At 65.3% G+C, this 21,761-nt stretch carries 19 protein-coding genes, 1 tRNA gene and 1 pseudogene; 9 read left to right on the forward strand and 12 right to left on the reverse strand.

What is annotated here, in order from left to right:
- The first annotated feature begins 156 nt into the window (after nt 1-156).
- The gene (locus C489_RS15630) at nt 157-2,343 is read left to right on the forward strand and encodes an elongation factor EF-2 (RefSeq protein ID WP_006432290.1); all 2,187 of its coding nucleotides are present in this window, start codon (nt 157-159) and stop codon (nt 2,341-2,343) included.
- 137 nt (nt 2,344-2,480) lie between these two features.
- Here the strand turns inward: C489_RS15630 and C489_RS22265 are convergent, their stop codons facing one another.
- Both C489_RS22265 and serS read right to left on the reverse strand, forming a co-directional pair.
- A complete protein-coding gene (locus tag C489_RS22265) occupies nt 2,481-2,627 on the reverse strand; it encodes a hypothetical protein (RefSeq protein WP_006432291.1) in 147 nt (48 codons plus the stop codon).
- Between the two features lie 76 nt (nt 2,628-2,703).
- Entirely contained in the window at nt 2,704-4,083 is a 1,380-nt protein-coding gene (serS, locus tag C489_RS15635) for a serine--tRNA ligase (protein ID WP_006432292.1), read from the reverse strand.
- Nucleotides 4,084-4,206: 123 nt separating this feature from the next.
- On the opposite strand from serS, the gene C489_RS15640 reads away from it, so the two are divergent.
- Nucleotides 4,207-5,415, forward strand: coding sequence for a potassium channel family protein (locus C489_RS15640; protein ID WP_006432293.1), 1,209 nt, complete (start codon nt 4,207-4,209; stop codon nt 5,413-5,415).
- 640 nt (nt 5,416-6,055) lie between these two features.
- Here the strand turns inward: C489_RS15640 and C489_RS15645 are convergent.
- The 4 genes from C489_RS15645 to C489_RS15660 form a co-directional block, all read right to left on the reverse strand.
- Nucleotides 6,056-6,637: a magnesium transporter gene (locus C489_RS15645; RefSeq protein WP_006432294.1), complete on the reverse strand. Its 582-nt coding sequence runs from the start codon at nt 6,635-6,637 to the stop codon at nt 6,056-6,058.
- Complete coding sequence (locus C489_RS15650; protein ID WP_006432295.1) at nt 6,637-7,212, reverse strand: magnesium transporter; 576 nt, start codon at nt 7,210-7,212, stop codon at nt 6,637-6,639. Before C489_RS15650 ends, C489_RS15645 begins: the two co-directional genes overlap by 1 nt.
- A 131-nt stretch (nt 7,213-7,343) precedes the next feature.
- Entirely contained in the window at nt 7,344-7,763 is a 420-nt protein-coding gene (gene crcB, locus C489_RS15655) for a fluoride efflux transporter CrcB (RefSeq protein WP_006432296.1), read from the reverse strand.
- Nucleotides 7,760-8,167 (reverse strand): CrcB family protein, encoded by a 408-nt coding sequence (locus C489_RS15660; RefSeq protein ID WP_006432297.1) that lies wholly within the window; start codon nt 8,165-8,167, stop codon nt 7,760-7,762. The genes crcB and C489_RS15660 overlap by 4 nt, the downstream gene beginning before the upstream one ends.
- Before the next feature lie 338 nt (nt 8,168-8,505).
- Here C489_RS15660 and C489_RS15665 point away from each other — a divergent pair, with 338 nt between their 5' ends.
- The 4 genes from C489_RS15665 to C489_RS15680 all read left to right on the forward strand — a co-directional run bounded on the left by C489_RS15665 (nt 8,506) and on the right by C489_RS15680 (nt 14,710).
- Entirely contained in the window at nt 8,506-9,420 is a 915-nt protein-coding gene (locus tag C489_RS15665) for a cation diffusion facilitator family transporter (protein ID WP_006432298.1), read from the forward strand.
- 102 nt (nt 9,421-9,522) lie between these two features.
- Nucleotides 9,523-10,443, forward strand: coding sequence for an MBL fold metallo-hydrolase (locus tag C489_RS15670; protein ID WP_006432299.1), 921 nt, complete (start codon nt 9,523-9,525; stop codon nt 10,441-10,443).
- 219 nt (nt 10,444-10,662) lie between these two features.
- A complete protein-coding gene (locus tag C489_RS15675) occupies nt 10,663-12,621 on the forward strand; it encodes an AMP-dependent synthetase/ligase (protein ID WP_006432300.1) in 1,959 nt (652 codons plus the stop codon).
- 199 nt (nt 12,622-12,820) lie between these two features.
- Nucleotides 12,821-14,710, forward strand: coding sequence for a cation:proton antiporter domain-containing protein (locus C489_RS15680; protein ID WP_006432301.1), 1,890 nt, complete (start codon nt 12,821-12,823; stop codon nt 14,708-14,710).
- Nucleotides 14,711-14,759: 49 nt separating this feature from the next.
- Here C489_RS15680 and C489_RS20940 read toward each other — a convergent pair.
- Nucleotides 14,760-15,122, reverse strand: a pseudogene (locus C489_RS20940) (magnesium transporter); the annotation flags it as partial.
- Nucleotides 15,119-15,532, reverse strand: coding sequence for an EamA family transporter (locus tag C489_RS15690; protein ID WP_006432303.1), 414 nt, complete (start codon nt 15,530-15,532; stop codon nt 15,119-15,121). The pseudogene C489_RS20940 and the gene C489_RS15690, both read right to left, overlap by 4 nt.
- 233 nt (nt 15,533-15,765) lie before the next feature.
- On the opposite strand from C489_RS15690, the gene C489_RS15695 reads away from it, so the two are divergent.
- Complete coding sequence (locus C489_RS15695; protein ID WP_006432304.1) at nt 15,766-17,451, forward strand: aldehyde ferredoxin oxidoreductase family protein; 1,686 nt, start codon at nt 15,766-15,768, stop codon at nt 17,449-17,451.
- A 187-nt stretch (nt 17,452-17,638) separates the two neighbouring features.
- Here the strand turns inward: C489_RS15695 and C489_RS15700 are convergent, their stop codons facing one another.
- Together C489_RS15700 and C489_RS15705 are read right to left on the reverse strand one after the other, a co-directional pair.
- Nucleotides 17,639-17,956, reverse strand: coding sequence for a hypothetical protein (locus tag C489_RS15700; RefSeq protein ID WP_006432305.1), 318 nt, complete (start codon nt 17,954-17,956; stop codon nt 17,639-17,641).
- A 197-nt stretch (nt 17,957-18,153) separates the two neighbouring features.
- Nucleotides 18,154-19,290, reverse strand: a complete 1,137-nt coding sequence (locus C489_RS15705) for a thiolase family protein (protein WP_006432306.1) — start codon at nt 19,288-19,290, stop codon at nt 18,154-18,156.
- A gap of 171 nt (nt 19,291-19,461) precedes the next feature.
- Here C489_RS15705 and C489_RS15710 point away from each other — a divergent pair, with 171 nt between their 5' ends.
- Together C489_RS15710 and C489_RS15715 are read left to right on the forward strand one after the other, a co-directional pair.
- Entirely contained in the window at nt 19,462-20,202 is a 741-nt protein-coding gene (locus tag C489_RS15710) for a DUF5806 family protein (protein WP_006432307.1), read from the forward strand.
- Between the two features lie 108 nt (nt 20,203-20,310).
- On the forward strand, nt 20,311-20,748 hold the full coding sequence (locus tag C489_RS15715) for a hypothetical protein (protein ID WP_006432308.1): 438 nt from the start codon (nt 20,311-20,313) through the stop codon (nt 20,746-20,748).
- Between the two features lie 495 nt (nt 20,749-21,243).
- Here C489_RS15715 and C489_RS15725 read toward each other — a convergent pair.
- Together C489_RS15725 and C489_RS15730 are read right to left on the reverse strand one after the other, a co-directional pair.
- Nucleotides 21,244-21,327, reverse strand: a tRNA-Leu gene (locus tag C489_RS15725).
- 87 nt (nt 21,328-21,414) lie between these two features.
- Entirely contained in the window at nt 21,415-21,756 is a 342-nt protein-coding gene (locus C489_RS15730) for a hypothetical protein (protein ID WP_006432309.1), read from the reverse strand.
- Between the last annotated feature and the right edge of the window lie 5 nt (nt 21,757-21,761).

The raw sequence follows: 21,761 nt of genomic DNA on the forward strand, positions 1-21,761 counted from the left end.
CCAGCCGTGGACTCGGCGTTGCCACGGCCCGCGGAATGATGAGAACCGTTCACTCACTCAAACTGGATATTCAAACGCTCGGACCGGAAAGAACGACGAAATCCGGCGGCGACGAAACACTACCCTTTTGACCCCGCTGGCGGTATTGGGGGATATATGGGCCGACGCAAGAAGATCGTCCAAGAGTGTGAACGGCTGATGGACGACCCGGAGAACATCCGGAACATCGCCATCGCCGCTCACGTTGACCACGGAAAAACGACCCTTACGGACAACCTCCTGGCTGGTGCCGGCATGATCTCCGACGAGACTGCCGGCGAGCAGCTCGCGATGGACACCGAAGAGGACGAACAGGAACGCGGGATCACCATCGACGCGGCTAACGTTTCGATGACCCACGAGTACGAGGATCAGAACCACCTGATCAACCTCATCGACACGCCGGGCCACGTCGACTTCGGTGGCGACGTCACGCGAGCGATGCGCGCCGTCGACGGCGCGCTCGTCGTCGTCGACGCCGTCGAAGGGGCCATGCCCCAGACCGAGACGGTGCTGCGACAGGCCCTGCGCGAGGGCGTCAAGCCGACCCTGTTCATCAACAAGGTCGACCGCCTCATCTCCGAACTCCAGGAAGGAGCCGAGGAGATGCAGGAGCGACTCCTTTCGGTCATCCGCGACGTCAACGAGCTCATCCGCGGGATGACCGAGGACATGGACGATATCGAGGACTGGACGGTCTCCGTCGAAGAGGGGACCGTCGGCTTCGGTTCTGCCCTCTACAAGTGGGGCGTCTCCATGCCCTCGATGCAGCGCACCGGCATGGACTTCGCCGAGATCATGGAACTCGAGCGCGCCGACAAGCGCCAGGAGCTCCACGAGCGAACCCCGCTGTCGGATGTCGTGCTCGACATGGTCTGTGAGCACTTCCCGAACCCGATCGACGCCCAGCCCCGACGTATCCCACGCGTCTGGCGTGGCGACGACCAGTCCGAGATCGCCGAACAGATGCGTCTGGTCGACGAGGACGGCGAAGTCGTCCTGATGGTCACCGACATCGCGATGGACCCCCACGCGGGCGAAGTCGCCTCCGGCCGCGTCTTCTCGGGCACCCTCGAGAAGGGCCAGGAGCTGTACGTCTCCGGGACCGCGGGCAAGAACCGCGTTCAGTCCGTCGGCGTCTACATGGGCGGCGAGCGCGAGGAAGTCGACGAGGTTCCCGCCGGGAACATCGCCGCCGTCACCGGTCTCAAGGACGCGATCGCCGGCTCGACCGTCTCCGGCGTCGAGATGACGCCCTTCGAGACGATCGAGCACATCTCCGAGCCGGTCATTACGAAGTCCGTCGAGGCCCAGAACATGGACGACCTGCCGAAGCTGATCGAGACGCTTCGACAAGTCTCCAAGGAGGACCCGACGATCCAGATCAACATCAACGAGGACACCGGCGAGCACCTGATCTCCGGGCAGGGTGAGCTCCACCTCGAGGTCATCACCCAGCGTATCGAGAAGAACCAGGGCATTCCGGTCAACACCGGCGAACCGATCGTCGTCTACCGCGAGCAGCCCCAGCAGGCGAGCGATCAGGTCGAGGGCATCTCGCCGAACCGCCACAACCGTTTCTACATCTCCATCGAGCCGATGAACGACGAGCTCGTGGAGACGATCCAGCGAGGCGAGGCCTCGATGGACATGCCCGAGCAGGACCGCCGTGAGGCCCTGCAAGAGGCCGGCATGGACAAGGACGATTCCCAGGAAGTCGAGCACATCCACGGGACCAACATCCTCATCGACGACACGAAGGGTATCCAGCACCTCAATGAGACGATGGAACTCGTCATCGAGGGCCTCGAGGAAGCCCTCGATAACGGTCCGCTGGCCAACGAGCCGGTCCAGGGATCGCTTATCCGTCTGCACGACGCGCGACTCCACGAGGACACCATCCACCGCGGTCCGGCACAGGTCATCCCCGCGACCCGCGAGGCCGTCCACAAGTCGCTGATCGACGGCAAGATCAAGATGCTCGAGCCGATGCAGGACGTCCGTATCGACGTGCCCAACGACCACATGGGCGCTGCCTCCGGCGAGATTCAGGGCCGTCGTGGCCGCGTCGACGATATGTACCAGGAAGGCGATCTGATGGTCGTCGAGGGCATCGCGCCCGTCGGCGAGATGATCGGCTTCGCGAGCGACATCCGCTCCGCGACCGAGGGTCGTGCCTCCTGGAACACGGAGAACGCCGGCTTCGAGGTCATGTCCGACTCGCTCCAGCGTGACAAGATCATGGAGATCCGCGAGCGCAAGGGCATGAAACTCGAGCTGCCGCCGAGTATCGACTACATCTAAACGCCGTTCTCACCGGTTTTCTTCGGGTGCGCTCGCTGCCGCGCACTGCTTGGAGAACAACTGTCTCGCGAACGCGTCGCGAGACGCTTTCCGTCTTCTTTCGATCGTCAAGAGCGGTGGGTCGCGTCGGTACGTCCTCACGCCGTCAGGACCTTCAGGAAGAAGGGAGCCATGACGAAGAAGACGACCAATGCGAGCCACCACGTGGCCAGAACGAACGCCCCGACGACAAACAGCACGCCGATAACCGAGGCAACGACCTTCTGATGGAGATCGATGTACATACCCGTAGATCCGATTTCACCACTATAATCGTTCTCGTTGACAGAAAACGGACGAGCCGCGAAATGTCGATCTGCTCTATTCTCGCTCGCCTGCACCGAGCGCGCTCTCGCCGACCTTTTCGTGCCCCTCGATGACCGCTTTGCCGCCCATGTACGGCTGCAGCGGTTCGGGGATCGTGACGGTGCCGTCCTCGTTCTGGTAGTACTCGAGGATGGCGACCATGACCCGCGGAATCGCCAGTCCCGAGGCGTTCAGGGTGTGCAGGTACTCGGCCGATTCGTGGCGTTCGGGCCGGTAGCGCAGGCCGGCGCGGCGGGCCTGGAAGTCCTCGAAGTTCGACGCGCTCGAGACCTCGAGCCAGCGCCCGCCTTCCTCGGGGCCGTCGTCCATGTCGTCGCCGGGGGCCCAGACCTCGATGTCGTAGGTCTTGGCGCTGGCGAAGGTCAGGTCACCGGTACAGAGATCGAGGATGCGGTAGGGGAGTCCAAGCCGTTCGAGGACGTCCGCGGCTTCCCCGAGGAGGTTCTCGAGGCGGTCGTAGCTTTCCTCGGGCTCGACGAAGTTGACGAGTTCGACCTTGTTGAACTGGTGGACGCGGACGATTCCGCGGGTCTCGGTCCCGTGTTCGCCGGCCTCGCGTCGGAAGTTCGGCGTATAGGCCTGATGTTTGAGCGGGAGGTCGTCGTCCAACAGGATCTCGCCGGCGTACATGTTGGTGACCGGCACCTCCGCGGTGGGACAGAGCCAGAGGTCGTCGTCCTCGTACTCCTCCTCGTTGCTGCCGCCCAGTCGGTAGGCGTCGTCGGCGAACTTCGGGAGCTGGCCGGTGCCGCGCATCGAGGCACTCTTGACTGGTACCGGCGGGAAGAGGTCGACGTAACCCTGGTCGCGGTGGAGATCCATCATGAACTGGATCAGGGCGTGCTCGAGCTGTGCGCCCTCGCCCTTGAGGAAGTAGAAGCCGGACCCGGTCGTCTTGGCGGCGCGTTCCTCGTCGATGATGTCCAGCTCCTCGCCGAGGTCGTAGTGGGGTGTGACCTCGTCGGGCAGGTCGCGCAGGTCGTCGAAGCCCCAGCGCCGGTCCTCCTCGTTGTGGCGTTCGTCGACCCCCAGTGGGACGCTCTCGTGGGGCACCTGCGGGACCTCGAGCATTCGTTCCTGCAGTTTCTCCTGCAGTTCGACGGCCTCGTCCTCGACGTCCTCGATTTCGGCTTTGAGTTCCCGCGACCGCTCGATGGCCTCCTCCCGTTCCTCGTCTTTGCCTTCGGCGACGAGTTCGCCGATCTTCTCGGTGATCTGGTTGCGGTCGTTGCGCAGGTCGTCACCGCGGGCTTTCAGCTCCCGCCAGCGTTCGTCGAGTTCGAGTAGCTCGTCGAGATCGACGTCGGCACCGCGGTCGTCGAGGGCGTCGCGTACCTCGTCGGGGTTCTCGCGCAGATAGGTCCGGTCGAGCATTGGTATTGGTGTGCGTTCTTTGCGCCCGGCCAAAACCGTGTCGGAAGGCTGCGTCGGCTGATCGCTCGACCGGCCCTACTCGAGCGGGAAACCCTTTTTCCGTGGGGCAACCACTCTCGAGGTATGGATCCGCTCGAGGGCGAGACGTCGTCGACCCCGATCGAGTACGAGCCCGTCAGCGTCAAGGACGTGCTGGTGGAGATGAAAGACACCGCCGAGCTGTTGATCGACCTCTCGTACTCGGCCGTGCTCCACCAGAGCGAGGAGCTCGCGACGGAGGTGCTCCGACTCGAAGAGCGGATGGACGTCCTCGAGCTTCGCGCGCGGATGAGCCTCTTGATGGCCGCCCGAAAGCCGGCCGACGCGGAACAGCTCGCGCCCGTCCTGGGAATCGTCGGAGCGGCCGACGGCATCAGCGACGCCGCGGGCGACATCGCGAAGATCGTCCTCGAGGACATGGGCCTGCCCGAGGCGATGCGAGCGGCGCTGCCCGACGCCGCCGAAGCGCTCCTGCGGGGCGTCGTCGCGGCGGAGTCCTCCTACGCCGGGCGCACGCTACAGGACATCGACCTCGAGTCCGAGACGGGCGTGCGGGTGATCGCGCTCCGGCGGGGGAGCGACTGGCTGCTCAACCCGGGGCCGACGACCCGCGTCGAGGCCGACGACGTCGCGCTCCTTCGAGGGCCCGAGTCGGCGATCGGCGACGTCTGCGAGGCGCTGACCGGCACCGCCTACGAGGCCCCGAGCGCCGAGACGCCCGATATCGACGACCTCGAGCGAGCGGTGGACACGATCGTCCACATGAAAGACTTCTCCGAACTGGCGGTCGATCTGGCTTACAGCAGCGTGCTCTTCGACAGCGAAGAGTTGGCCGAGGAGGTCCGCAACCTCGAGGTCGAGGTCGACGCGATGCAGTCGCGGTTCGAGGCGTGGACGCTTCGGGCGGCCGCGGATGCGGCCGATCCGGTCGTCCTGCGCGGGCTGATCCAACTCGGCAACTGTACGGAGCGGATCAGCGACGCCGCGATCGAGATCAGCGAGGGGGTTCTCCGGGACATCGACGTCCACCCGGTCGTCCAGGTGGCGGTCCAAGAGAGCGACGAGATAATCGCCCGCGTCGAGGTCGAGGAGGGGAGCGACCTCGACGGGACCGCGGTGACCGCCGGCGTTCCCGACGCCGAGTCGACGATGTCGGTGATCGCGATCCGCCGGCCCGGCGAAGGATGGCTGCTGGTCGCGGACGCCGACGCCGAACTCCGCGGCGGCGACGTGCTCATCTCGAAGGGGACCCGGACGGCCGCGGCGGCGTTCCGGGACCTCGCATCGGCGTAGCCGCCGGCGTTCGTCTGCTGGGCGGATTTCCAGTCACCACAACCCGCCGCCTCCCCGCTCGTTCTTTAAGTGGTTCTGGTCACAAGATAGAGCTATGACGGGAGGCTGGCCGTTCTCGAGTACTCAGATCCCCCAGTCACATCGATGGTCGCCGCAGCGTCACCAGTGGTCCGTTCGGCAACCCGGGTCACGCCGGATATCTCTTTAAGTCACTCTGGTCACAAGATGTAGATACGACGGGAGGACGTCGCCTTCTCGAGTCGCTCCGTCCCGACCGACGAGACGCGAGTCTCGCGATTTTCCGCTGCGTACTCCGCTGGGCTTTCGCTTTTACCGCGGATCACATGTAAAACGTGAAATAAATAAGCACTATAAACGCGAGAAATATGAGTAGGAATGTCACTAGCAACCAGGGGCTATCCGCACCCTTACTCGACTCGTCGAGCGGAATGACTGGGCTTCCATCCATGCGACATAATACTGATCAATTCAATAATACGTTTCGGTGAATTCGGTCTGTCATATAACTCCCAGTCCTGAGAGACCGGCCAGTGCTCAGTTCGCAGACGCAGTTACCGCATCGAGACCCGGATCAGTTTCGTGGTCGGTCTGCAGCCCGAAATCACGCGACGATCCGCTGTTAGTTCAGGACGACGATCGCGACGACCGAGAGGACGACCACGCCGAGGATGTCACAGACGTTCGTCACCACCGGGATCGTCGTGTCGTCGGGATCGAGTCCCTGCGTGTAGGAGATGTACGTCGCGGCGATGCTGAGAACGGTCGCGATCGCGGCGAGTAGCATGCCGCTGACGACCGAGATGAGCATGAGATCGGCGAGCGCCATCGGTGCGGCGATGGTTTGGCCGACGACCCACGCGATGAGCCCGAGCGCCGAGAAGATCGTGATCGCGAGGCCCATAATCGCGATCACGTTCGTCCACAGCACCTCGTCCCGCGGATCGAACTCGAGTAGCCCCAGATGGAGCCGCGTCGAGAGCCGCGAGGAGAGGATCGCACCGAGGTTCCCGCCCATCCCGATCATCACGGGGACGAGCACCAGCAGCGTCGGATTGGCGAGGTAGGTCTCCTCGAGTTCCTCGAGGACGTAGCCCGACCCCATTTCGAGGATCGAGAGCGCGATCAGAATGGGGAACATCGTGGCGACGATGGTGCGGATCGACCACGAGTCAAGCGAGTCCTCAGGGTCGGTCGCCGCCATCAGAAGATCCCCCCGACGACGGTGATCGCGACGAAGAGGAAGACGACGCCGAAGATGTCGCCGAGCGTGGTGACGATCGGGCCGATCAGGTTGTCGGGATCGAGCCCGTACTCGTAACTGGCAAACACCAGCGCCAGCAGCCCGAAGATCAACGTGACGGAGGTGAGCACGCCCGAAACAAGCATGATGCCGACGAGTTCGACGAGTCTCGCGGACTCGCGTCCCAACAGATGTAAGATTCCCCACGAGAGGACGGCAATGAACACCGAGATACCGATGCCGTTGATAAACGAGGCGACGACCGCGTTGACCAGCCGCCGATCCCAGGAAAACGACGGATCGATCATCCCCTGATGGAGTCCGCTCGAGATCCGCGCCCCCATCGCGCCGTAGACGTTCCCTCGAGTCGCGAGGAAGGCGGGAAGTAATAAGAGCAGTCCGGGAAATCGTTCGAATCCGTCCGTCATCCCTTCCGATCCGAGGACCGAGCCCGCGAAGATCCCGCCGGCGAGGCTGACCGCGAGAATCGGGAGTGACTCGCGGTAGATGCGCCACGCCTCTTGGCGAGCCTCCATAGCGTCGCTTCACGCGCCCCGACCATAAACCTACCACGGATCGAACGCGAGGCGATCGCTCGAGTGAGTGGGAATCACTACCGTACGTGACCGATCGCTAACGGGTCCCGACCGGGATCGCCGGTCCGGCCTCAGACGGGGCCGACGGCGACGAGCGCCCACGCGAGGCCGATCGCCGCGAGCGAACACGCGAGATTGGCCGCGGCGTTGCCGGCCGCGAGGGCCCGGTCGCCGCGTTCGTACAACTGGAGCGTCTCGACCGAGAACGAAGAGAAGGTCGTAAACGACCCGCAGACCCCGGTTCCGACGAGCGACAGCGTCGACTCGCCCGCGCCCGCAAAGACCGCGAGCCCGAAGACGAAACTGCCGACGACGTTGACCGCGAACGTCGAGAGCGGTAGCCGATCGCTCGAGGCCCGAGCGGAAACCCACTCGGAGACCCAGTACCGGAGGATCGCGCCGATCGCGCCACCCGTGCCGACGACGTGGGCCGGTTCGGGATCGATCGCGACGAGCGCACCGACGAGCGGGTCGAACGGCGTCGGGCTCATGCGGCCTCACCCCCGGTAGAGCGAGGCTCGCCGATCCGGCGAGCGAGCGCTCGCCCCACGAGCACGCCGACGGCTCCGAGCCCGTAGTTGGCGGCGACGATGCCGAGCAGGGCGAGCGGAGCCGACACGAGCGCGGCCTGCAGCGCGAACGTGCTGTAGGTCGTCAGCGAGGAGAGAAAGCCGGTCGTGAAGACGAGTCGGGCCCGTGGTCCAACGTACCCTGCGTATTCGGCCTCGTAGACCAGAAAAGCGAGCGCGGCGCTTCCGACGGCGTTGACGAGGACGATCGACGGTACGTCCGGGAGCGCCCCCATCGCGAAGAACCGAAGGTTCGAGCCGGCGAAGCCGCCGACGGCGATCAGTGCGAGCGTCTCGAGTCGAACGAGCGGGTGAGCGTCTGTCATGGCTGGCTGGTCGCAGGGACCGTCAGCCGACCGACGCTCGACCCTGCCGGCGGCGATGCCAGCGGGTCGGCGTTTCTCCGGCGGTTGGATCAGGCGGGCCCCATCGCCCGGATACTGGCGGTTCTCGCAGGATCGAAATGAGCGTTGCGAAAGCCGTTCGGGCGCACTTTCGGCTCGAGGGCGGGAAGGAAAAGACCCAAGGTTAGACTGGCTCTAAACNCTCAGAGATGTGTATAAGAGACAGATCGAAATGAGCGTTGCGAAAGCCGTTCGGGCGCACTTTCGGCTCGAGGGCGGGAAGGAAAAGACCCAAGGTTAGACTGGCTCTAAACCGAGCCATGTCCGAAGAGGGTGGCGCGGACGGCGGGCGGCGCGCGTTCGCGCGGGCGTCGTGGGCGAACGTCCTCGGCAACGTCGCGAAGATCGTCGCCGAGGGCGGCGCGGGGGTGGCCTTCGGGAGCGTCGCGTTGCTCGCGGACGCGGCCCACTCGCTGGCCGATCTCGTCGCCAGCGTCGTCGTCCTCGTCTGGGGTCGGAGCGCGTTCGACGAACCGGACGACACCCACCCACACGGCCATGCCCGGATCGAACCTCTGACGGCGCTGTTCGTCGGCTCCATCATCGCGTTGCTCGGGCTGAACCTGCTCTATCGGTCCGTTCAGGGACTCGTTGCCGAACCCGACATCGAGTTCAGCGTCCTGCTCCTCGCGGCGCTCGGCTTTTCGATCGCGGATATGTATCTGGTCTATCGCTACACGGTCGGGATCAACGAGCGACTGCAGTCGACCGCTCTCGCGGCGCTGGCCAAGGACTGTCTAAACGATATCTACACCTCGGTCGCCGCCATCGTCGGCGTCCTCGGCGTGCTGGTTAGCTACCCGATCCTCGACCCCATCGCCGGCGGCCTCGTCAGCCTGCTCGTCGTCTATCAGGGCGTCGAGATCGGCAGGGAGAACGTCGATTACCTCATCGGTGCCGCGCCCGGTCCCGAGAAACGCATCGAGATCACCGACCGCCTGCGAAGCCACGCGGCCGTCGAGGGCGTCCACGACCTGACCGTTTTCTACGACGGCACCGTCCTCGAGGTCGAGGTCCACGTCGAGGTCGACGGCGACATGCCGTTCCGGGAGGCCCACGACATCGAGTCGGAACTGGTCGATCGGCTGCGGAACGTCGAGGACGTCGGCGACGCACACGTCCACCTCGATCCCTCCGGGATCGGCGAGTGGAAGGAATCGGTCGACGAGCGCTGAGCCGGCCCGCTGCTCAAGGAGCAGTGACGGCCGAGTCCGACCCCAGTCGCTTCGTGTCGCCGCGACGCGAGCTTTTATCCCGTCCGACGACGGGCTACCGATATGGAAGTCGGAGACGTCCGCGAAGTCACTACCGGCGACTGTTCGGACCTCTACTACCTCGATACGGGGATGTACGACACGAACGAGTACGGGGCCGTCTACATTCTCGACGACGAGCGCCCCGCCGTCGTCGACACCGGCATCGGCACCAACTACGACCTGCTCCGCGAGGCCCTCGCCGAGGTCGGCATCGGCGAGGACGACCTCGAGGTCATCGCGCTGACGCACATCCACCTCGATCACGCCGGCGGCGCGGGCTTTCTCGCTGCGGACTACCCGAACGCCGACGTCTACGTCCACCCCATCGGCGTCGATCATCTGGCCGATCCCTCGCGGCTGGTCGCGGGGACGAAAAACGCCGTCGGCGACCAGTGGGAGTACTACGTCGACCCCGAACCGATTCCCGAGGACCGAATCGTCACGATCGAGGACGGCGACGCCATCGACCTCGGTGCCCACGAACTGCGCGTCCACGCGGCACCCGGCCACGCACCCCATCAGGTGGTCTTCGAGGACCCGGAAAACGACGCGGTCTTCGTCGCCGACGCCGCCGGCATCTGGGTCCCCGAGATCGAGACGATTCGGGAGACTTCGCCGCCTTCGAACTTCGACCTCGAGCAGTGTCTCGCGGACCTCGAGACGCTGTCGGCGATCGACCCGGACGTATTCTGCTACCCGCACTTCGGGCCGCGGTCCGTCGACGGCGATGTCGACCGGGCACTCGAGGAGTACGCGGCCGTCCTCGAGGAGTGGGTCGAGGCGGTCGCGGAGCAGCGGGCGGCGCTTGACGGCACCGAGGCGGTCGTCGACCACTTCGCCGACGCGACCGAGATGACCGACGTCTGGGGCGAGGAGAAAGCCAGCGAGGAAGCGAAGCTGAACACGCGGGGCGTGCTTGGCTATCTCGAGCACCGAGAGTAAGTGCTCGAGCGGTGAGTCGTGGCCCACAACCGGCGGGCGGCTGCCGGCAGCGCTGACCGACTCCCATCGCTCGATCTATCAGTTGCTTCGGTTCCGCGGAACGGCCGATGATCGGCCGTTCGGTCGGGTCTTGAGAGCTCGAGAGGGCACGAGAAACGCAGCCGGCGATGCAATCCGTTTCATCACGTTTTATCGTACGGGAGATACTCCCATAGGTATATGGACTGGCGGGACGCCGAACGAGAGTACGAAGACGAGGTAATCGGCGAGACGACCCTCGCGCGGCTGTTCGAGGACTCGGCCGAGCGGAACGCGAACCGACCGGCACAGCAGTACAAGGGCGGCATCTACGAGCGATCGCTGACCGAGTCGGTCCTCCCCGCCGCGACGCCCGGTGAGTTCCGGACGATTTCCTACGCCGAGATGCGCGACATCGTCCGCACGCTCTCGGCCGGCTTTCGCGAACTAGGCGTCGAGACGGGTGATCGGGTCGGCCTCTTTTCGAATACGCGCATGGAGTGGGCGCAGTCGGATTTCGCGTTGCTTTCGGCCGGCGCGGTCGTCACCACCGTCTACACGAGTTCCTCGCCCGATCAGGTCCGCTACCTGCTCGACGACCCCGACGCCGACGGTGTCGTCGTCGAAAACGAGGAACTGCTCGAGGATGTCCTCGAGGTGGAGGACGACCTCGACCTCGAGTTCATCGTCTCGATCGACGAGATCGACGGCTACGACGACCGGGACGACATCCTGACACTCGGGGAGGTCTACGCCCGCGGCGAGGAGACCTTCGACCTTGAGGCCTACGAGGAGCGGATCGCGGAGACGGAGCTGGACGATCTGGCGAGCCTGATCTACACCAGCGGGACGACGGGCCAGCCGAAGGGGGTCCAGTTGAGCCACCGCAACTTCCGGTCGAACGTCAACGGCATCCGGAAGCGGTTCGCGCCGCGGCCGGACAAGGACGACGACGTACCGGTGTTAGACGAGGAGTCAGTGGCGATGTCGTACCTGCCGCTGGCCCACGTCTTCGAGCGGACGGCCGGCCACTTCGTGCTCTTTGCAAGCGGTGCCTGCGTCGCCTACGCGGAGAGTCCGGACACGCTCCAGGAGGACTTCAGCCTCGTCGAGCCGACGACGGCCACGAGCGTACCCCGCGTCTACGAGAAGATTTACGACAGCATCCGCGAGGAGGCCAGCGGCTCGGCGGTCTCCGAACGGATCTTCGAGTGGGCCACCGATGTCGGCGTCGAGTACCAACTGGCCGACTCGCCCGGACCGATCCTGTCGGCCAAGCAGGCGGTCGCGGACAAACTCGTCTTCTCGTCGGTCCGGGAGGCGTTGGGCGGCGAGATCGACCTGCTCATCAGCGGCGGCGGGAGCCTCTCGCCGGAGCTCTGTCGGCTCTATCACGCGATGGGGCTACCCATCTTCGAGGGGTACGGGCTGACCGAGACCTCGCCGGTCGTGTCGACGAATCCCCAAGACGCGGTCAAGGTCGGGACGATCGGCCCACCCCTGGCCAACGTCGACGTGAAAGTCGACGAAACCGTTGCCGATCAGGAGGCCTTCGCGGACGACCCCGGCGAGGTCGGCGAACTCCTCGTCAACGGCCCGAACGTCACCGAGGGCTACTGGAACAGGCCCGGCGCGACCCGGGGGGCGTTCACGGAAGCGGAGGACGGCACGCAGTGGTTCCGGACCGGCGATATCATCCATCTGCGGCCCGACGGCTACCTCGAGTTCCGCGACCGACTCAAACAGATCATCGTCCTCTCGACGGGGAAAAACGTCGCGCCGGGCCCGCTCGAGGACGCCTTCGCGGCCAGCGAGATCGTCGAGCAAGCGATGGTCGTCGGCGACGGCGAGAAGTTCATCGGCGCGTTGCTCGTCCCGAACACGAACCACGTCCGCACGTGGGCCGACGAGGAGGGGATCGACTTGCCCGAGGACCCCGAGGCGATGTGTGACGACGAGCGGGTCCGCGAGTACATCCAGCAGGAGGTCGACCGGGTCAACGAGAACTTCGAGAAACACGAGACGATCAAGCAGTTCGAACTCGTGCCCCTGGAGTTCACCGAGGAAAACGACATGCTGACCCCGACGATGAAGAAGAAGCGCCGCGTCATCCTCGAGCAGTTCGAGGACCGTGTCGACCGGATCTACGCGGACGACTGACCGCTCCGTTCTCGCCGCGGTGACGGCCGGTCGTTCCCACGCCCTCGCCGCTCGCTCGGTGTGACGCCCGAGGAACCCGTCTCGGCGGAATTACGGCCGTCTCTCACAGGAGTTAACCGATTGGACCGAGTGGAGTCACGCGAATGGACGGACAAGCAGTAGCGGTACGCCACCCGCTCGCGGGGCGACGGCGACGACCATGACCGGGGCGGAAGGCGGTGCCGATCTGCTCCTGTTGGTCGCGTCGATCGTTGGCCTCGGGGTCTTCTCACAGCTCCTCTCGGCCCGGTTCCGCGTGCCGAGTGTCCTCTTTCTGATCGCGTCCGGAGTCGCGATCGGCCCCGAAGGGCTCGGCGTGTTGACCATCGATTCCTTCGGCGAGAGCGGGCTCTCGACGATCGTCGGCCTCTCCGTTGCCGTCATCGTCTTCGAGGGCGCGTTCCACCTCAAGATCGACAAGATCAAAGAAGCGCCGAGGGCCGTGTTACGGCTGACCACGATCGGCGCGCTGATCGCGTTTCTCGGCACTGCCGGCGCGGTACGGTTCTTCCTCGGGGCCGACTGGGACATCGCGTTGTTGATCGGCGCGCTCCTGATCGCGACGGGGCCGACGGTCGTCACGCCGATTCTGAAGGTCGTTCCAGTCCGCGACCGGGTCGCCGCTACCCTCGAGACGGAGGGGATCGTCAACGACGTGACGGCGGCGATCCTCGCGGTCGTGCTGTTCAAGGCGATGACCGTCGGGGAGGAGACGCTGACTACCGAACTCTACCTCCAACTGTTCGCCGAACGGCTCGGGACGGGGCTTCTCGTCGGCGTCGTTGTCGCCGCGGTCGTCTGGGCGGTGCTCCAGTACGTCGACCTCTCGCCGGATAACGCGCCACAAAACGCCCGCTTGCTCACGCTCGCGGGAGCGATCATTGCCTTCGGAGCGGCCGATTACGTTTTCTCGGAGGCGGGCGTGGCGGCCGCGGCCACGGCCGGACTGATCCTCGGGAACGCCGGGCTCCCCTACGAAGAGGAGATCGAGGCGTTCAAAGGCGATATTACGCTGATCGTCCTCTCTTTCGTCTTCATCACGCTCGCGGCGCTGCTCGAGTTCGACCAGTTGTTCGCGCTCGGGCTCGGCGGTCTGGCCGTCGTCTTCGTCGTGATGTTCGTCTTGCGACCGCTCTTGGTCTTCCTGACGACCCGGGGAGATCGGTTTACGCTCCGGGAGACGCTGTTCATGAGCTTCGTCGGCCCGCGGGGCATCATCCCCGCGTCGGTCGCGACGCTGTTCGCGATCCGGCTGCAGACCGAGACCGCTCCAACGAACCCGGCCGGTGCGGACCTGCTCGTCGGCACGGTCTTCCTCGTCATCCTCATCACGGTCGTCCTCGAGGGCGGACTCGCCCGACAGATCGCGGAGACACTCGACGTGATTCCAATGCGTGTACTCATCATCGGCGGCGGCCGCGTCGGTCGCTCGCTGGCACAACGGCTCGAAGCGCGCGGTGAAAACGTAGTGCTGATCGAGGAGGATGTCGCGACCCTCGAGGGACTTCGCAACGACGGCTTCACCGCTCGGCAGGGCGACGGGACCGACGTCGAGGTGTTGCGCGAGTCGGGTGCCGAAAACGCCAAGACCGTCGTCGCGGCGACCGGTGACGACGACGCGAACCTCCTCGTGGCACAGCTCGCACAGTCGAATTTCGATGTCGAGAACGTGATCGCTCGAGCGAACGAGCCGTCGAACGCGTCGGCGTTCGAGGACCTCGGCGTCCAGACCATCTCGGCGGCCGAGTCGACCGCGTGGGCGATCGACAACCAGATCGAACGGCCCGCGCTCTCGAACTGGATGTCCGAACTCGGCCGCTCGGGCGACGTCCAAGAGATCGAAGTCACCAGCGACGACCTCATCGGCAAGCGGATCGCCGACATCGGCGGGGAGCTCCCTAACGGCGTCCTCATCGCGCTCGTGAGCCGGGACGGGACGAGCGAGGTGCCGACGCCCGACGTCGAACTCCAGCAGGGCGATCACATCACGCTCATCGGCCGGACCGAGGCGGTCCGCGAGACCATCGAGCAGTGCGGAACGCCGGTATAGGCTCTACTGCGCCACTGGCAGCCGATTTACAGCACGAGCCCGACGACGGAAAGAGAATGAGCACGCCGGTGATGTCACAGACGTTCGTCACCACCGGGATCGTCGTGTCGTCGGGGTCGTAGCCGAGTCGATAGGAGGCGTAGACGGAGACGGAACTGACGATGACGACCCAGACCGCGAGCAGCATCCCGCTGACGACCGTGATTACCATGAGCCGCCCGAGTCCGAGCGTCCCGCCGAGGACGCGGCCGATCCCCCACGCGAGGACGGCGATGAAGACCGAGACGATCATTCCGTTCACGAAGGAGGCCACAATCGCGTTTCGCAGTTGCCCGGTCCGCTCGAGGCGGGGTTCGATCACGCCCTGACGGAGGCCGCTCGAGAGCCGCGCGCCGAGCGGGTCCCGAATCAGGTCGCGACGAGGCCGACGGCGATGACCGCGAGCGCCAACCCGGCGACGTTCGTCGGGGAGAGCTGTGCCTCGAAGTAGAGGACGCCGACGACGGCCGGAATCACGAAGTAGAGGGCTGAAATGGCCGAGACGATCGCCATGTTCCCGCGGGCGAGACCGGCGTAGAAGCAGATCGACGCGGCCGCGAGGAACGTCCCGGAGACGAGCGCGAAGGCGATGTCGACGCGGGTCCCGGAGATGGGGCGGCGCAGCGAGAGCACGTAGCCGCCGGCGATGACGATGCTCGCCACGTAGGAGAGAAACACCGCGTTCACGGGTGAGAGCGACCGCGTCGCGACGCCGCCGGCAACCGCCCACCCGCCGTACAAGAGCAATGCACCGAGCGCGAAGAGAATCGCCGTGCTGACCATGCGGGCGGCTTCGCCGGTATTCGGATAAACGTTCTGCTCGAGCGAGAGTGAACGTGGAAGTGAGAGGCGGGATAGGGGCGTTCAGTGTCACCGATCCGCGGACGAACCGGCAGGTCGCTTGCCGCTCCAACGCCGCCGACAACCGCCTGCGACACGCCCCGACGCCGGGTCGAACCGCGTCGCGATCCCGAAAACCGATACCGTTTTGCGGCCGTGACCACCACTGTGAGACTATGAGACACGTACGGGGACCGCTGTATTCGATCGATGTCGGCGAGCACACAACCGAGACCGAGGACATCGACGACCTCCTCGAGTCGTCCATCGGCGGGCGGGCGCTCGGGACGAAACTCGCCCACGACCGGATCCCGTTCGACGCCGACCCGCTGGGGCCCGAAAACCGGCTGTTCTTCGCGACGGGGCCGCTCCAGCACTCGATGATGAGCTTTACCGGCCGGATGTCGGCGACCGGCGTCTCGCCGCTGACCGACGGGCTGTTGTCCTCGAACGCCGGCGGGTTCCTCTCGCGAAACTTCACCGGAACGGGGTACAGCGCCGTCGAGATCACCGGCGCGAGCGACGAACTCGTCATCGTCCACGTCACCGACGAGGGCGTCGAGTTCGAGCCCGTCCCGGAACTCGAAGAGGCCACCGTCCCCGAGACCTGCGAGTACATCGAGGACGAACACGGCCTCGGCTCGGAACACACCACGGTCATCGGACCGGCCGGCGAGAACCAGGTCCGGTACGCCTCGATCATGACCTCCGAGGAGCGGGCCTTCGGCCGCGGCGGACTCGGTGCCGTGCTGGGATCGAAGAACGTCAAGGCGATCACCTTCGACGGCGACTCGACCCGCGAGGTCGACATCCCGTCGCTGCAGATGGAGATCCACGGCGAGGCCGCGAACTCCGACAGCCCGATGCGGGATCAGGGGACCACCTCCGTCACGGAGTACGCGAACATGGTCGAGGCCCTGCCGAGTTACTACTTCTCGGAGCTCTCCTTCGAGGGCATCGAGGGGGTCAACGGCGACCGCGTCGAGGAGAAGAAGTACAAGAAAGGCACCTGCTCGTCGTGTGCCTTCGCCTGCAAACTGCCGACCCGCGACGAGGAGTCCGGCCTCGAGACCGAGGGCCCCGAGTACGAGACGCTCATGGCCTTCGGCCCGAACTCGGGCGTCGACGACATTGTCGACGTGATGCAGTCGAACAAGCTCTGCGACGAGTACGGACTGGACACGATCTCGGCCGGCGACACCATCGCGGCCTACCTCGCCAGCGAAGACGAGTTCGGCAACGTCGACCTGATCCACGACCTCGTCGAGAAGATCGCCTACCGCGAGGGCGTCGGCGACCAGCTCGCGGAGGGTATCGACCGTATCCACGACGACCTCGGCGTCGAGAACTGGTCGGTCAAGGGCATGGAGTTCGCCGCCCACGACGGCCGCACCCTGAACGGACAGGGACTGGCCTTCGCCACCTCGAACCGCGGTGCCGACCACATGTACGCCGAGTTCTACCCCTACGAGTACCCGCTTGTCGACGCCGACGACGCCTTCGACAAGTCCGGTCTCGAGGGGAAACCGCCGAAGGTCGTCGAACTCGAGAACATCAACGTCATCAAGGACAGCGCCGTCCTCTGTAAGTTCTCGCGGGACTTCATCACCGAGGAGCGCTTCGAAGGCCTGCTCGACGCCGACTACGAGGACCTGCTCGCACTCGGCGGCGAGATCGTCAGCCTCGAGCGCCACTTCAACAACCAGCGCGGCTTCGACCGGGCCGACGACCGGCTCCCCTACGAGATTCCGGACTTCGAGCAGGGGCTCGCGGAGTACTACGACGAACGCGACTGGAACGACGACGGGACGGTTCCCGACGCGCAGTTCGACGGCGGTCACGGCGCGCCGGCCGACGACTGATACGGTTTACTGTACCGATTTACCGGCGCGACCGCAGGCCGAATCGCGGTCGCGCCGGAAATGACTTACAGCAGACCGTATGAGCGGCCGATCTGACGCCGATTCGTCCGGCTCGAGACTGTTTTCGATCACCCCTCCTCGGTTCAAGGCTCAGTCCGACATCGTCGCGACCGTTGGCGGGGGTCGGCTATTCTCCCTCGTCTCGGTCGTCTTCCACTGACAGTCGGTCGTCACCCCGCGAGGGCAGCGAGGTGTCGTCGGCACGGGAGGGATGGATGTTGACGTTGTTCCCTCGATACGGGTCGGTCTCCGGATCGTAGGACAGTTCGCTGCGCTCGAAGAGGTAGATGAAAAAGCCGATCAGCGGGATGCAGAAGGTGATCGCCGCCCACTTCCGCGGCGGCTCGAGCCCGACCCGGCCGGCGTCCCAGTAGGCGAGTGCGGTGAGCCCGAGGTGCCACGCGAGCGGGATCCCGACGATGATCGCGAGGAGGCCCGTTTGCATGCGCGAGCGTACGACTCGAGAGTATAAAACGGCCAGCCACCGTGCGGTCGCGGTTCGGGGGTCCATCGGACCGCGACCCGCGCTTCAGTCGATGTCGAATTCGATCGCCGCGCCCTGACGCGACCACCTTTTATCTCGGTCGGCTGCGACACAGCCTCCCTCGTAAAATCTGGACCAAAAGGGCCAGTAGCCGCTGTTTAGTTGACGTCGAACTCGATCGCCGCGCCCTGGCCGAAGCCGACACAGAGCGTCGCCAGTCCGAGGCCGCCGCCGCGTTTCTGGAGTTCGTTGATCAGCGTCACCGGGAGACGAGCGCCGGAGGCACCCAGCGGGTGACCGATGGCGATCGCACCGCCGTTGACGTTGAAGATTTCGGGGTCGATGCCGAGTTCATCACGGGAGTAGATCGACTGGCTCGCGAAGGCCTCGTTGAGTTCGACGAGGTCGTACTCGTCGATGTCGCGCCCGTTGCGCTCGAGCAGGCCCCTCGTCGCCGGGACCGGGCCGATGCCCATGACAGTCGGATCGACGCCGGCGACGTTGTTCTTGCCGACCTCGGCCATGATCTCGAGGTCGTGTTCCTCGGCGAAGGCCTCGCTCGTGATCAGCAGGGCCGAGGCGCCGTCGGAGATCTGGGAGGCGTTGCCGGGCGTGACGGAGCCGTCGTCCTTGAAGACGGTCGGCAGTTCGGCGAGTTTCTCGGGGGTCGTGCCGGGGCGGAGGCCCTCGTCTTCCTCGACGGTGCCGTCCTCGGTCTCGATCGGGACGATCTCGTCGTCGAAGCGGCCGTCTTCGGTGGCCTCGACGGCTCGCTGCTGGCTGCGGGCGGCGTACTCGTCCTGTTCCTCGCGGCTGATACCGTGCTCTTCGGCGACCTTCTCGGCGGTCATTCCCATCTGGAGATCGCCGAGGTCGTAGAGTTCGGCCAGTCGCGGGTGGATGTGTCCGTACCCCTCGCCCATCGGGACGCGGCTCATGCTCTCGACGCCGCCGGCGATGATGGCGTCGCGGTTGCCGGCCGCGATGGCGTCGGAGGCGGAGATCACCGACTGCATCGAGGAGGCACACCAGCGGTTGATCGTCGTCGCGGGCACGTTCTCTCCGAGTTCCGACAGGAGGGCGATGACTCGGGCGAGGTTGTTGTCCTGCTCGCCGCGCTGCTGCGCACAGCCCCACATCAGATCGTCGACCTCCTCGCCGGAGAGGCCGGTCTCGGCCAGGATCTCGTCGATCAGCGGCACCGAGAGGTCCTCGCTGCGAACGTCGGCGTACACGCCGTCTTCTTTCCCCTGTGGCGTCCGGACTGCCTCGACCACGACTGGCGTCTGTGACATATACTACCGAAGGTCCCTCACGACCTTAAATCCGGTCGAACTCTCGAGGACGGGCAACGTGTTTATGACCGCCGGCTGGCGTCTGAGCGCCCGCTGCCGGCGATCCGATCCCGTCGTGGACCGCCACGGGGGAGGGGAATCCTTTTGCCCGCCGTTTGGTAATGGCCCTCCATGGACGGCAACGAGACGGTCGATCGGCCCGATTCCGACCGCCCGGAACGATCCGACGGGTCGGCCGGAGCCGACGAGGACTCGAGTGGCACAGACGCTGCGACGACTGACGAGCCGATGGCTGGCAGTGAGTCGTCCGCGACGGGCGATGTCGGCGAGAGCGACGAACAGGCGTCCGCAACTGATGGCGAGGGCTCCATGCCGGGCGTTCCGGATCCCGAACCCGAAGCAAACGACGTCCCCGAGGACGTCCAGAAGTACGCCCGCTTTACGAAGATGGACGGGGCGCAGTACGATCGGGTCAACGAGTTCCTGCGGGATCGGACCTACATCACCGCCCGCGAGTGGGCCATCGCCCGCCTCTGTTCGGACTTCCGGACCGAGACCGGCGTCGAGATGACCAAGATCGGCGAGAACCTGCCCGATCTGGTCCCCTTCATGACCGACACGTACACGCCGCAGGCGGTCAATCAGGCCCGCTCCTCGTTCGAGGACAAGGTCCGCACCGCCGGCGCGACCTTCCTCTACGGCGCGATGTGTGACTTCTTCACCGCCGAGGAACTCGACGACGTGATGTACGAGGCCACCGAGGTCGCCAAGTTCCTCCTCGAGGTCGAGGGCGTCGACCTCTCCGTCGAGGACGAACTCGAGGCCGAGGAGCGCATCTCGAGTGTCATGCGGGAGGTCCGAGAAGCGAGCGAGGAACTCCGCGCTGAGGACGTGGTCGACGGCGACGACTGAGCCGACGACCGGCCAAATCGAGTCGCGACCCGCGGTGGCGCATACGACCGCCGCCGGGTGACTCGCGTGACAGCAACGTCATATGGCTGGGGTGAATCGGTCGACGTAATGAGCGGGTCAGGTCGTCAGCAGTCGGAGTCAGCTACGGAGGGACAGCTGTCACCCGGACTGATCGGGGTCGCCGTCGGAGCCCTCGACGTGCCGGTCTTTGCCTACGTCGGTCTCGAGCTCTTCGGCGATCCGGTCTTCGGCGCGTTCGTCGGGCTCGTCGTCGGACTCGGGATGTATCTCTCCATGCCCGCCTTCATGGCAGACGACGATGACGACGAGCACAGCGACCCGCCGCTTACGTCGGTGGAAGCGGGACGCCGCCTCCGCCAGTTCCACCGAACCGCGGCTGGTCTCGCGCTTCCACCCGCGGGTATGCTGCTGCTCACGTGGCGGCTCGTCTCCGAAAACCTTCGCTTCGGCGTCCTCGCGACGCTCGTCATCACGGCGGCGATCTACGCCCCGCTCGCGGTGTTGCTCCCCCGTCGCTACGCGTAACGGCGGCGGCAGCTTTCGACGATTCTTACTGAAGGAGCGACATCAGCCGCCCCCAACTCCAGATCACGAGCCAGAGCACGAGAGCCACGAACAGCAGATACATCGGCAGCGCATCCACGGCGATCCCGCGAGCGACGAGGAACTCGAACAAGCCGCGCCGGGCGAGCAAGGCGATCGCGCCCGCGGCCAGCAGCGATCCGACGGCGATAGCGGCCGCCGCTCGATTCGTCGCGATCCGTGACCCCTCGCCGTGTCTCGATTCGCGGTGTTCCGATCGCTCATCGAACGCTGGCGACTCCCACCCGATCGGATGAAACGGTTGTACCTGCGCGCTCCTGCACGGCGGAATGTTCTTTTGACCTTCGCTCGCGAGGGTTGGGATTTGAACAACGCGAAGACGTTCCGGGACGTTCGCGTTCGCTCACGTCCGGGCTGGGACTTCTCTCGTTCAAATCCAAGAGCGCAGTCGCCGCTCACGATGTGTTCGCGGCGACATGCGAGGGTTGGGATTTGAACCCAAGGACCCCTACGGGAGCGGGTCTTAAGCCCACCGCCGTTGGCCTGCTTGGCTACCCTCGCACAGAATGCAATCGATCGTTGTTCCGGGGTGGGGATGTGCGTTTCGGTGTGTCTCCGAGCGGGCAGCACTGTGCCTCGAGACGAGCCCTACCAGTCGACGCTCAGCGTGCCGTCGCCGTGGGGGTCCGGTGCGATCTCCTCGTCGGTTCGCCGGTCAACGACGTGGATGCAGCCCTCGTCTTTCTTCGCGGGGCAGACCTCCGCGGCGCGGACGTTGTGCTCGAGGTCCTCTTCGCCGAAGAAGTACTCATCGGGTTGGGCCATGCCTGAGGCGATGGACATCTCCCAGTTGGTGCTGACCTCGGCGCACTTGCCCGCGCCGAAGCACTTGTTCGCCTCGAAGATGATCTTGTACGGTTTCTCCTCGATCGGCGGCTCGTCGGCCGAGCCGACGTCGCTCGCGCGTTGAATGCCGTCGTCGTCGCTCATTACGT

The organism is Natrinema versiforme JCM 10478, from assembly GCF_000337195.1.
GTDB classification, from domain to species: domain Archaea; phylum Halobacteriota; class Halobacteria; order Halobacteriales; family Natrialbaceae; genus Natrinema; species Natrinema versiforme.